Origin of the sequence: Paracoccus sp. Z118, from assembly GCF_019061185.1 — a bacterium.
Classification (GTDB): domain Bacteria; phylum Pseudomonadota; class Alphaproteobacteria; order Rhodobacterales; family Rhodobacteraceae; genus Paracoccus.
In genome coordinates, this window is the sequence record NZ_JAHQZU010000044.1 from 1 (window position 1) to 11,983 (window position 11,983).

Genomic DNA, 11,983 nt, shown 5'->3' on the forward strand with positions numbered 1-11,983 from the left:
GCACCATTGGCCAGGTAGAACGTGACGCCCTCTCCGGCCATCGAGGCCTCGTCAAGCGCCATTTCGCCGTTCGCGTTGATGCTCAGATCCCCGCCGTCGATGATGTAGAGCCCCGGTTCGAAACGCGCGTGGCCCTTGATGTCGAGCCCGCCGCAGATCCGCAGCGCGCGAACCCCGCTGGAATGGATGAAGTTCGTCTTGAACGACGTCTCCTTCTTGTCCGGTGTCGTGCAGAGCCCCTCGACGGCTGGCTCGGCAACATCGGCGTAGGGATCGCGCACGACCGGGGCCATCTGTTCGACCGCATCGCAGTTTCGCATGTCGAGGCCGGTGGTGGTGACTGCCCCGCCGACCGCTCGCACGCAGCCGGCGGTGAGCTTCCCGTTCCCTTGCATGCGGAAGGCGTCGCTCGCGTTCGAGTTGGACACGACGTCGCAATTCTGGATCGACACATCGGTGGAACCGCTGATCGCGACAGCCCCCGAAGCGGTCGGTGCCAAGGCCAGAACGCAGGCCCGCGAGGTGGATGACGTCACGTTGGCAACTGCGCGGGCAGATATCTGCACCGGCTCATCGACGAAGATGGCCGAGAAGTACCGGGGTTGTGCCTTGCTGAGCCCGACCTCGACGCTGCTGGTCCTGTCCTTGTACGCGCCACTCGCAGGTGGCGTGTTGACGACGATGTCTGTTCCCGTAGCCGGCATGCCCGACCGGATGGCCGCGTTCTCGGCCGCTGCCTGGACCTTCGCCTTTCCGTCTCCGGCGCGAAGCCGGATCGCGCCAGCATGGGCGGCCATGTCCGCAGCTTGCTGCATGTTGCGCTGGAGCAGCAGGTGGTATCCGGCCTCGGCTCCAAGGCCCATGCCGCCCGCCACGACAGGCATGCAAAGTGCCGCCATGATCGCGGTGGCGCCGCTGCGATCCCTGAATGCCTCGGACAGGCGGCGAAGATTCTTCACTTCAAAGCGCTTCATGGCACGTCCCTTCACCCGCGGTCATTCGTTCAATATCTGGATGACAGCCGGTGTAATGATGACAGCAAAGAGAACCGGCAGGAAAAACAGGATCATCGGCACGGTGAGCTTGGGAGAAAGCGCCGCGGCCTTCTTCTCGGCCATGCTCATCCGGGTGCTGCGGCTCTCCTCAGAGAGCACACGCAGGACGGTCCCCAAAGAGGTGCCGTATTGCTCGGACTGCATCAGACCGCTCACGACCGCCTTCACGCCGTCCAGGCCGGTTCGGCGTCCAAGGTTTTCATAGGCGGTGCGCCGGTCGGGCAGAAACGACAACTCTGCCGTCGTCAGCGCGAGTTCCTCTGCCAACTCCTTGGACTGGTCGCCGATCTCGTCGGCGACCTTGCGGAACGCATGCTCGATACTCATGCCAGATTCGACGCAGATCACCAGAAGATCAAGCGCGTTGGGCCACGCCCGGAAGATCGACTTCTGCCGCTTGTCGATCCGGTTCTTCAGGTAAAGCGCCGGGAGATAATAGCCGAGCCCCGCGAGTGCCAGAGACGCGACGATCATGAGCATCGGGTGGATTTCTGGCTTGATTACGACAAAGAGGTAGAAGACGCTGAAACCCATCACGGCGAGCGGCATCAGGACCCGCATGGCGAGGAAGGTGATGACCGGTGCGCGTCCTCGAAATCCGGCCCTCTGCAACATCTGCTGCGCGGCCCCGTCCTCGAGTTGGCGCGCAAGATGCAGGCGCCGGACGATTGCCGCATAAATCCGTTTCGGCTCGCTGGCGAGCAGGGAAGGCTTCGGTTTCTCGGTCGGCCCGCCCACGCTGCTCAGCTGGTTCCACTGCCAGGCATCGGCAAGCCGCCGCACACGTGCGCCAAGCACGTCTGGAAAGAGGTAGGGCCATGCGAGGGCAATTACAGCGCAGAACACGGCGACGGCGGCCAGGAACATGGCAAGGATGTCGCGATAGATCTGGAAGGCTTCGTACATCGTCCCGCCTCCCTCAGAAATCAAAGTTGATCATGGCGCGCATCACCAGAATCCCAATCGACATCCAGACTGCACTGGCGGCAAGGACCACATGTCCGGTCGTGGTCGTGAACAGGAGCGAGATGTATTGCGGGCTGGTCAGGTAGAGAAGGCCGGCCACGGCGGGCGGCAGCGAACCGATGATGCCGGCCGATGCCTTCGCCTCGGAACTCAGCGCCTTGATCTTGGCGCGCATCTTCTTTCGCTCGCGCAGCACGGACGACAGGTTCGCCAAGGCCTCGGTCAGGTTGCCGCCGGACCGGCTCTGGATCGCGATGACGGTGGCCAGGAAGCCTGCCTCCGGCACGGGCACGCGATCGGCAAGGCGCAGCATGGCGTCGGGCAGCGGCACACCCAGCGTCTGGTCGTCGACGGCAGTTTTGAACTCGCTCCGCACCGGCTCCTGCCCCTCGGCGGCGATCAGCCTCAGGCAGTCACCCAGCGGCAGGCCGCTGCGTACGCCACGCACGATCACATCGACCGCGTTGGGAAGCTCGTTGCGGAAGGCGAGGAGCCGGCGGCTCCTCTCATAACCGACATAGAGGTGCGGCAGCAGCAACGCCATGGCGATGCCCATGATTGCGGCTGCTCCAGGGCGAAAGCCAAAGCCGAACTCGAACAGCGCGTGACTTGTCAGGCCTACGGCGAGGCCGATGCCCGCGTAGGTCGTCCTGCTCCAGCCCAGCCCGCTTTGCCGCAGCCTCTCGGTCAGCGAGGGGCTGGAACTGGTCCGCGCATTTTCCTTCTGCTTTTCCTCCATCTGCTTGAGCGTTTCCTCGATCGAGCGCTTGCGCGACTTGCCCGCGCCGCTCGCCTGCCGGGGCAAGTCTGCAGTGGCGCCGGCCGCAAGCCGCAGGCGCGTCTTCATGCGCGCTTCGTGACGGAAGCGCGGCACGAAGACGGCATAGAGCAGGCACGCCACGCTGAGCGCCGAGAGCAGAAACACAAGGAAGGAATGGACGGTCGGGGACATGGCGGTTCCGGAGAATGAGCGTCGAAGGGCGCTATGCAGCACCCAGGGCGGCGGCCAGGCGCTTCTCTTCGCCGTAGTAGCGCGCCCGGTCCCAGAAGGCGGGGCGGACGATCCCGGTCGAACGGTGCTGGCCGATGATGTTGCCCTGGTCGTCTTCGCCGCTCATCTCATAGACGAAAAGGTCCTGGAGGATGGGAACCTCCCCCTCCAATCCCACGACCTCGGTGATATGGGTGATCCGGCGCGAGCCGTCACGCAGCCGCGCCGCCTGCACGATGATGTCGATCGACGACACCGCCATCTCGCGGATCGTCTTGGTGGGAAGCGTGAAGCCGCCCATCGTGATCATGGATTCCAGCCGCGAGAGCGCCTCGCGGGGCGTGTTGGCATGGAGCGTCCCCATCGAGCCGTCATGGCCCGTGTTCATGGCCTGAAGCAGATCGAAGGCCTCTGGCCCGCGGACCTCGCCCACGATGATACGCTCGGGGCGCATTCGAAGGCAGTTCTTCACCAGATGCCGCATCGTGATCTCGCCCAGTCCCTCGATGTTCGGGGGGCGTGTTTCGAGGCGGACGACATGCGGCTGCTGAAGCTGCAGCTCGGCGGAATCCTCGCAGGTGATGATCCGCTCATCAGCATCGATGAAGCCGGTCAGGCAGTTGAGCAGGGTGGTTTTGCCCGATCCCGTTCCCCCGGAGATCAGCACATTGCAGCGCACGCGGCTGATGATCTTCAGCAGCTCCGCCCCCGCGGAGGTGATCGAGCCGAACTGCACGAGTTGATCGAGCCGCAACTTGTCCTTCTTGAACCTCCGGATCGTCAGCGTCGGCCCGTTCAGCGCCAGCGGCGGCACGATGACGTTCACGCGGCTGCCGTCAGGCAGGCGGGCGTCGCACATCGGGCTCGATTCATCGACGCGGCGGCCGACCTGGCTGACGATGCGCTGGCAGACGTTCAGAAGATGGGCGTTGTCCCGGAACCGGATGTCGGTCTGGATCATCCGGCCGCCGACCTCAATGTAAATCGGATCGGTGCCGTTCACCATGATATCGGCAATATCGTCTCGCGCCAGCAGCGGCTCAAGCGGCCCATAACCCAGAACGTCGTTGCAGATCTCCTCGACCATCTCGTCCTGTGCAGCGGCAGAGATGACTGCCTTCTTTGCCGCCAGGATGTCCCCGGCAATGCTGCGGATCTCCTGCCGCGCCTCCACGAGTTCCATCAGCGATAGCTGCGTGACATCGATGGCTTCCAGCAGCGCGCTGAAGATTTCCTTCTTGATGTCGTAGAAGATCGCGGCCCGTTCCGGCGCAGACTTGCGCTTTCCCTCACCCGCCGCCGGTTCCGGCTTGCTGGAAACGACGGTAAGGTGCGCCACCGGCGGCGCGGGTTCCACCGGCCCGGTTATCTGGGACTCAAGGCCGTCTCTCTTGCCGAACATTCGTTCAATCTTTCCCTGAAATAAAAGGCTGCTCGCCCGCTACGCGCGACGCCATCTGAGAAATTTCCTTGGCTCGGATGCGGGTGTCCTGCCGCTCAACCCCTGCGCCAGTTGGATGAACGGCCGGCCGGCCGCTCCCGAGACTTCCGCGATCATCTGCCCGCCATTGGCTGCCTTGCTGAACGCCTGCGGCGCAAAACCGACCTTCGCCGCGACGGGCGCGCCGAGCGCCGCCGCAAACTCGTCCGTCTTGATCTCGTCCCGTTTCGGAACACCGACCCGGTTGAGAACTAGCTGCGGGTCGGCGTCGTTCGGACGGACGGTCCTCAACAGATCGAACAGCACCCGCGCGTTCCTGAGATTCGCGAGGTCCGGTTCAGCCGTGACGATCACCTCATCAGCCGACAGGAGCGCCTGGCGGACCCAGGGTGACCATTCATGCGGCAGATCCAGCACGACGAAGGGAAAGGTCACCCGCGCACGCTCGAGAGTATGGTCCAGAATCTCCAGCGGCGGCGGAACGACGTCGCGCGACGCGGTGGCCCCGGCAAGAACGCTCAGGTTCGGGCCATACTTGTGCAAAACGCGCTCGAAGAAGGCGTCGTCCAGACGTTCGGTCCCGGACAGCTGTTCCGTGAACCCCACCGCCGCGTCGATATTGTAATTCAGCGCCGCCGTTCCGAACCGCAGATCGAGATCTGCCAGCAGCACCTTTGTCCTATTCTTGGACAGGGACCAGGCCGTGTTCTGCGCCACGGTCGAGGACCCCACGCCGCCCTTCGTGCCGATGAAGGCCAGCACCTTTCCAAGCCGCGCGCTGGCGTCCTGTGGAAACAGCTTCAGGATGACGCCGATGAGCCGCAAAGGCTCCGCCGGTGCCACGAGATACTCGGAAACCCCGCGTTCCATCAGCCCCCTGTAGAGCGAGATGTCATTGACCGTGCCGACGAGGATGACCTTGGTCTTGGCATCGCAGACCTTGGCCAAGGCCTCCAGTTCCGCGAAAAGATCGTCCCCTTGCGCCCCGGTTTCGACTACCAGAAGGTCGGGCGTCGGGTTCATGGTAAAGAATTGTGCGGCGCCCCGCAGGCCGCCATCGCTGATCGTGACATCGGCGCGCGACAGCCGCCGGTCGGTGGCGGCCTGGGTGATGGTGGACGTGCAGGCCGGCGTCTCGCAGAACGCCCGGACGGTAATGAACGGAACCCGCCCCGACGGCTGGTCCACCACCTCGCCAAAATTCGTCGCCACAGTCGTCATGCGCCGCGTCCACTCACCTTCGCGCAGCTCATCGGCGCGATGCCCAAACCCCCGAGGCACCCACCCGCCAGCCTCGCGCCTTTTCCTGCATCGTCATCTGCGCAACTCGACAACTTCCTGCTGGACGCCGCGATATACGCGAACCGTCCTTGCGGCAGGCTCGTGAACCGGCGCGTCCCCGGCGATTTCGGCAAGCGGCAGGTATCCGACGGTTTCGGGCTCATCGGCATCGCCGATGGCGCGAAGTGCCAGCGTGATGGCGCCGTCAGCCTCGGCCGCCACGATGGTTTCCGCCTCTCGCGGGGTCAGTTCCAGCGTTGCCGTCTTGCCCACGACCGAGCCGGTGCCCGCGTCGATCGTCTGGTCGATCGCCAGAACCCGGATCTTGCGGAGGATCGCGCGGCTGTTCGCATCGACCTGCCCGTCCGCGCCCTGCCGCAACCGGGTATGAAGCACATCGACATGATCGTTCGGCAGGATGAACCCGCCCGCGGTGGTGTCGGCGCTGATGCTGACCGCGACGGCCCGCTTTCCCGGCGGCAGCATGACTGCCAAAAGCCCCCCATCGTCCGAGGCGAACTTGCCTTCGTGAACCGGCTCGCCGGTCATGATGGCGCTGCGTGCGGCCAGACCGGCAAGCTCCTCCGGGGCGTTCGGCCGCGTCCGCTGGGTGACGTAGCTGTCGCTTACGGCGGCCTGGGGCCAAGCCTGCCAGCGCAGCGCGGCGGGGTCGATGGCCGCACCGGGGGCGATATCGGCCGCCGCCACCAGAACACTTTCCATCGGGGTTTCGGCGAGTGCAGCCGAGTCATTGCTGCTGGACGCGGAACCGGCAGAGAGCCACGCCGCGGCCCCACCGCTCGTCAGCGCCAGTGCAAAGATCACCGTCCGCAACATACCCGTTACCTCTTTACTTCTCTTGCGGGTCGCCCCGCTGCCGAATGTGCCGCCGGCTCAGAACTGGGCGGCGACCCAAGGCGTTTTCGCGTAGACGACGATACCCGCCGCCGCGATTGCCACCCCGTAGGGCACCCCCGCGTCGCGTTGGTGCAGCCGGGAAATCCAGCCCGACTTCTGCCACCCGGCGGGCAGGGACAGCGAGCGGAAGATCAGGATGATGATCGTCAGGATCGCGCCGAAGATCGACGTATAGAAAATGAAAGGCGCGACGTTCCCGGCGCCAAGCCACAGCGTCGCGACGGTCAGAAGCTTTGCATCGCCCCCGCCCATCCAGCCGAAGGAAAAGCCGACGAGGCCTAGTGCGAATACAACGGTCGCGGCGGCGAATGACCAAGCGACATCCGGCAGGGACAGGGGGACCAGCGGGATTGCCGCGAGGTACCCGGCGAAAAGCAGCAGGACGAGGCGGTTCGGAATCCGCATTGTCCGGAGATCACCGATACCCGCGTGGATCATCAAGACCGGGTAAAGCAGGAGGGCCAGAATGGTCGGAACACTCATCGCGCATGCTCCATATTGAAGGCCGATAGATCGCCGGCTGACGGAAATCAGCCGGCGATCTCGTGTCACGCAATCTTATTCCGGCGTAAGCGCGTTGGTAATTTCCCCGAAAGTGGCTTCGAGCTGCGGGCCCATCAGCATCAGTGCGCCGACAACGACAACTGCAACGAGGGCGGCAATCAGGCCGTACTCAATCGCGGTGGCGCCCGACTCATTTTTGGAGAAACGGGAGAAAAGATTCTTCATGGGTCGATTCCTGAAAAACTGATTGCTGAGACGACCGGCTCCGATTCGTCTGTGAGTGATTCGGACAACCGTGACGCGCAGATAGCTGCGTCAGAAACGGATGTAATGAACGCCCACGATTGTGTCTAGCACTCTCTATGGGAGAGCACGACACAACCTAAAGTGTGGCATAAATGCCACCCAGATACTGCCTTTCTCAAATAATGCCGAAAAATGACATTACGCAACAACGACTTAGCTCAATGGTGCCGCTTGTCACACCTGAGTTTACCCCCTGTGAATCGGCGCGTCCACAACTCTGCGCTGCGCAAGCGGAATCCCGCCGAATCACTGCTCGGCAATCACAAGCTGTGCGTCGCATTAGGACCGGACTGGACTCGCACAAAGCAGCATGCGAAAGGAACCGCCGATAAACAGGGGCATCTGTGACATGGCATGGAAGATGCGGCGGCGCGGCCTGCACGCTGCCTCGCGCAGTCGGGCGCTCATCCTGATGGCGGGACTTGCCGTGCTGTCCGGCTGCAGTGAAAGCACAACGGCGGCACCGGGACAGACGCTTCCCGCAAGCGTTCCGAGCATCCGTGCGGGCACTGAACTCTCGACGGCAAAGACCAATTTCGAAACCGGCAACTTCGGTTATGCCGCCCGCTACTTCGACATGGCGCTGAAGGCTTCGCCGCGGGACATGGAGGCATGTCTCGGCCTCGCAGCATCATATGACTGGCTTCACCGTTTCGACCTTGCCGACACGGCCTACGGCAAGTGCCGCAAGATCGAGGGCGAAACTTTCGCCTATCACAACAATCTCGGCTTTTCGTATTTTCTCAGGGGCGAGTACGACAAGGCTTCAGTGAACCTGGCACAAGCGCGGGCATTGCAGCCGGGTCATCCCGTGATCGAGAACAATCTCAGGATTCTTGGCCTTGTATTTTCCGGTTAAAGCCATCTTTTCCTCATTTGCCTGGGCGGTGCTGCTGCTGTGCTCGCTCGCGGTCGCCGCTGCCGCGCAGGGCACCGTCAGCATCACGCTAAGCACCAGCCGGGCCGAACGGGTGCAGATTACGGCGGGCGAGTCGCAGGTATTCACGACAGACCAGGACATCGATGAGGTGGTGATCGGCAATCCTGCCGTGGCGGATGTCGTCGTCGTCTCCCCGCGCTCGTTCTTCATCCTGGGGCAGAGCCTCGGACAGACGAACCTTCAGGTGCTTTCGGGCGAGGGCACGCTGGTCGGACTCGTCGAGCTCGAAATCACGGTCGATACGGACGATCTGTCCTCGGTGCTCGCCGGAGTCGGCGGCGGCAACGTCCGAGTGAGTTCCGTGAACGGGCGGTTGCGGTTGTCGGGGACGGTGCCGGACGCAGTGACCCTGACACGCGTTCTGGACATCGCTGATCAGTACGGTTCGGACGCCGTGATCAACGCGATCGATATCGTCGATCCGCAGCAGGTATTTCTCAAGGTTCGGATGATCGAAGCGTCCCGCGACGCCGGGCGGGCCATCGGGATAGGCGTCAACGCGAGAGACCCTGATTCGGGGTCAACCATCCGCCTCGGCACGGGACAGATCGCGTCTCCAGTGCCATTCGGCAGCTTCCTCGCCAGCATGGTCGCGGATGGCGTGTCGGTCAATGTCCTGCTCTCGACCTTGGAGGAACGCGGCCTCGTCCGCAACCTGGCCGAGCCGACGCTCGCGGCTCTCTCGGGGGAGACGGCCAGTTTCCTCGCGGGCGGCGAAGTTCCCATTCCGGTGGCCGAGGACGACGGCAAGGTCACGGTCGAATACAAGGAGTTCGGCGTCCGCCTGAGCTTCACGCCCGTCGTGCTGAGCAACGGCCTGATCAATCTCACGCTGGAGCCGGAGGTCAGCCAAGTTGACCTGAGCAACACCTACAGCGCCGGCTCCATCGTGCTGCCCAGCTTTTCCACGCGCCGCGCCAGCACCACAATTGAACTCCACGCGGGTCAGAGCTTCGTTATCGCCGGTCTGCTGCAGCGCAACAATGCGCGGCGCATGTCGCAAGTGCCGTGGTTGGGGAACGTTCCTGTTTTGGGTGCCCTTTTCCGCTCGTCGTCATGGCAAAAGGACGAGACCGATCTGGTGATCATTGTGACCCCGTATCTCGACAAGCCGGGCGGCGCCACAAGGTATCTTTCAACGCCGCTCGAAGATTCGGTCCTGACGTCAGAGCGGGAGTTTGTCCTCACCGGCCGGCAGGAGATCACCCGGGGCGAACTGGAGCGCCGCGTGCGCCAGCGCGCCATCAAGGGCGAGTTCGGACATATCATCGAGGGTAGTTCCAAGTGACCAAGTGCATGGTTTTCGGGATCGTTCTGGTGGTAGCCGGGTGCGCGAACCCGATGACCCACTCGGACGGAATCTGGCCGGGCGCTGGTGCCGCGCAAATCAGGAACCTGAGCAGTCAGGCCGTGGTATCAGATGGTGGGGGTTCCCACCCCGGCAGCGACGGAGGCCGCGCGGCTGGGGTGATCCGACAATACCAAATGGGCGGCGCGGCCTCGGTCGCAGTTGCCCCCCCAGCGACGGCCTCACCGGGCCTGTGAAAAGGATCTAGCAGGCCAGTGCCTCGCAGCTTGACGCCGAGGCACTATCGTACTGGCCTTGATGGCTCGCGAAATGCGTCCCATAGAGAGCAAAAAAGGGGGCCAGTTACTCTATGCGATCCTTTCCGCTCGCGATTCGCCACAAGCTGTCCTCCGTCATTTCGGCGGAACAGGGCGCGTCGGCCATCGAGTTCGCCCTTCTGGCGCCCTTTCTGATATTCGCGCTTCTGGGAACCGTGGATGTCGGTCGCGCGCTAACGGAACAGATGGCGCTGGGGTCGATTCTGCGGACAGGGGCGCAAAGTGCCATTGCGGGAGGTGACGTTGGGGCAGTCGATCGGGTGCTGCGCGCGGCGAAAGACGATGCTTCCGTCTTGGTAGCCGTGAGACCGCTCTGCGCCTGCCCTGAAAACTCCCAAGCGGAAGTAGATTGCTCCACGACCTGCGCGGGGCCCGGACCCACAGCCATCTATTACTCTCTGGCCGCCCAAAAGGAGTTCTCGGGAATATTCCTGCCAGACAAGCTTTTATCGCGGTCGATTCAGGTGCAGGTACGATGACCTGCCTGGTGCAGCTTCGCCGCACGGTTCGCTGCGGTTCTGGAACGGCGGCAATCGAGTTCGCGCTTGTCGGCCTTCTCGCCATTTCCCTCATCCTGGGGGTGATCGAGTTCGGCCGTGCCGTGTTCATACGCAATGAGCTAGCCTTCGCCGCAGACATCGCGACGCGAAGGGCTCTGATTGACCCGCCAAAGACGAGCGGCGATCTCGAGCGCCTCGAAGCGGCCATCCGGGAGTCGATCACCTTCAATCGGGATCGGTTGGAGGTCGAGCTGGAGCTGCCCTCCTCCGGCGGTATGCAGATCACCCTGCGTCAGCCGCTAACGCTGCTGGTGCCGGGTCTTTACGAAGATAGCATCACGTTGACCTTGGATCGGTATATCCCTCTATCCTGATAAGCCAATCTTGCAGATACGCTAAGCGGCTAGCGCAGTGTCCCAGCCGTTGGTGCAGGAGGCCGCGCGCGGAGCCCCCGGCGTAGCGCGGCGCGCGGCCGGGCGTGACGCTGGCGCCATCGCCGATCTTCGGGAAGGTTCGGGTTACGAGACCCTTGAACCGATACGGAGATGACGATTACCGACGACAGAATGATGCTGATCGAACTGGTTGAGAAGCAGGCCGATGGCGACCTTGTCCGCGAGATGCTGGCCTTCGCGGCCGCGGATCATGGAGGCGGAGGTCGAAGAGCGAACCGGCGCCGCCAAGGGCGCTCGTTTGCCTCTGCGCGAGGTCCAGCGCAACGGATACCGCGATCGGGACTGGGACACTCGGGCCGGGCGGATCGCGCTGGAGATTCCGAGGTTGCCCGAGCAGCACGTGGATCACGCGCACGTCCGTGTTCGCCTCCGGAAGGTGGGTGGCGAAGCTGGGCCGCAAGGTGTGCAAGGGGGCCGGCTTCTTGACCCCGGCCATGTGCTTGGCCGAGGTCTAGGCGCGGTTCAGTGGGCGGTGAGATGGGGTTCATCTTGGGCTTGCCGAACAGCCAGCTCTCAGGCCGGGCCTCGCGCCACCAGTCGCGCAGCAACTCCTGCAATCCTGGCGACAGCATGACCTTGCGGTCTTCCGGGCCCTGCCCTGCTTGAGGTGGATCCATCCGGTCACTGTCGATGTCGCCGACCTTGAGATTGCAGACCTCGGCGGCCCGGAGCCCTGCGCCGTAGGAGATGCTGAGCGCGGCGCGATACTTGAGCCGGGCCCCGGCGCCGCCAAAGCCCAGCCCGCGGATGCGCATGATCTTGGATCATCAGCTGACGCAGCGGGCTTACTTCCTCCTCTGTCATGGAGGCCTCCTGTCTGATGATTGAGAAGGCCCCCATCGTCAGGCAGGATCAGAGATGGTTCGGTTTCTCTGAACAGCTTCCGGGCTGCTGCTAAGTGGATCGCCTGTTGATTTCCACCCGGAACTGACCCGGGTAGGGGCGTAAATTCCACTGAGAACTGACCCATGTGAACCTTCCCCAAAGCGGAGCGCGGCGG

11 protein-coding genes and 3 pseudogenes are annotated in these 11,983 nt (G+C 63.4%); 5 read left to right on the plus strand and 9 right to left on the minus strand.

The features are described from left to right. The 8 genes from KTN05_RS16525 to KTN05_RS16560 all read right to left on the minus strand — a co-directional run. Positions 1 to 974 (minus strand): pilus assembly protein TadG-related protein (locus KTN05_RS16525; protein WP_217330488.1); only part of this gene is annotated, 974 nt, incomplete at its 3' end. 21 nt (positions 975 to 995) lie between these two features. Then, positions 996 to 1,961 carry a type II secretion system F family protein gene (locus KTN05_RS16530; protein WP_217330489.1) on the minus strand — a complete coding sequence of 322 codons (966 nt, stop codon included), beginning with the start codon at positions 1,959 to 1,961 and terminating at the stop codon, positions 996 to 998. A 13-nt stretch (positions 1,962 to 1,974) separates the two neighbouring features. Beyond that, positions 1,975 to 2,973, minus strand: coding sequence for a type II secretion system F family protein (locus KTN05_RS16535; RefSeq protein ID WP_217330490.1), 999 nt, complete (start codon positions 2,971 to 2,973; stop codon positions 1,975 to 1,977). Positions 2,974 to 3,004: 31 nt separating this feature from the next. After that, positions 3,005 to 4,351, minus strand: a complete 1,347-nt coding sequence (locus KTN05_RS16540; protein WP_371823397.1) for a CpaF family protein — start codon at positions 4,349 to 4,351, stop codon at positions 3,005 to 3,007. A gap of 102 nt (positions 4,352 to 4,453) precedes the next feature. Further along, on the minus strand, positions 4,454 to 5,476 hold the full coding sequence (locus KTN05_RS16545) for an AAA family ATPase (protein WP_217330492.1): 1,023 nt from the start codon (positions 5,474 to 5,476) through the stop codon (positions 4,454 to 4,456). 291 nt (positions 5,477 to 5,767) lie between these two features. Continuing rightward, positions 5,768 to 6,571, minus strand: coding sequence for a Flp pilus assembly protein CpaB (gene cpaB, locus KTN05_RS16550; protein ID WP_254368305.1), 804 nt, complete (start codon positions 6,569 to 6,571; stop codon positions 5,768 to 5,770). 57 nt (positions 6,572 to 6,628) lie between these two features. Beyond that, complete coding sequence (locus KTN05_RS16555; RefSeq protein ID WP_217330494.1) at positions 6,629 to 7,135, minus strand: prepilin peptidase; 507 nt, start codon at positions 7,133 to 7,135, stop codon at positions 6,629 to 6,631. A gap of 75 nt (positions 7,136 to 7,210) precedes the next feature. Then, a complete protein-coding gene (locus tag KTN05_RS16560) occupies positions 7,211 to 7,381 on the minus strand; it encodes a Flp family type IVb pilin (protein ID WP_217330495.1) in 171 nt (56 codons plus the stop codon). Between the two features lie 430 nt (positions 7,382 to 7,811). On the opposite strand from KTN05_RS16560, the gene KTN05_RS16565 reads away from it, so the two are divergent. The 5 genes and pseudogenes from KTN05_RS16565 to KTN05_RS16585 all read left to right on the plus strand — a co-directional run. After that, the gene (locus KTN05_RS16565) at positions 7,812 to 8,321 is read left to right on the plus strand and encodes a hypothetical protein (RefSeq protein WP_217330496.1); all 510 of its coding nucleotides are present in this window, start codon (positions 7,812 to 7,814) and stop codon (positions 8,319 to 8,321) included. Next, complete coding sequence (locus tag KTN05_RS16570) at positions 8,305 to 9,690, plus strand: type II and III secretion system protein family protein (RefSeq protein ID WP_217330497.1); 1,386 nt, start codon at positions 8,305 to 8,307, stop codon at positions 9,688 to 9,690. Before KTN05_RS16565 ends, KTN05_RS16570 begins: the two co-directional genes overlap by 17 nt. A 370-nt stretch (positions 9,691 to 10,060) precedes the next feature. Beyond that, a pseudogene (locus KTN05_RS18770) lies at positions 10,061 to 10,234 on the plus strand (TadE/TadG family type IV pilus assembly protein); the annotation flags it as partial. Positions 10,235 to 10,377: 143 nt separating this feature from the next. Then, complete coding sequence (locus tag KTN05_RS16580) at positions 10,378 to 10,902, plus strand: TadE/TadG family type IV pilus assembly protein (RefSeq protein ID WP_254368306.1); 525 nt, start codon at positions 10,378 to 10,380, stop codon at positions 10,900 to 10,902. 177 nt (positions 10,903 to 11,079) lie between these two features. Beyond that, positions 11,080 to 11,311: pseudogene (locus KTN05_RS16585) on the plus strand (transposase); the annotation flags it as partial. Positions 11,312 to 11,513: 202 nt separating this feature from the next. On the opposite strand, the pseudogene KTN05_RS18775 reads toward KTN05_RS16585, so the two are convergent. Then, a pseudogene (locus KTN05_RS18775) lies at positions 11,514 to 11,738 on the minus strand (hypothetical protein); the annotation flags it as partial. Positions 11,739 to 11,983: the final 245 nt, after the last annotated feature.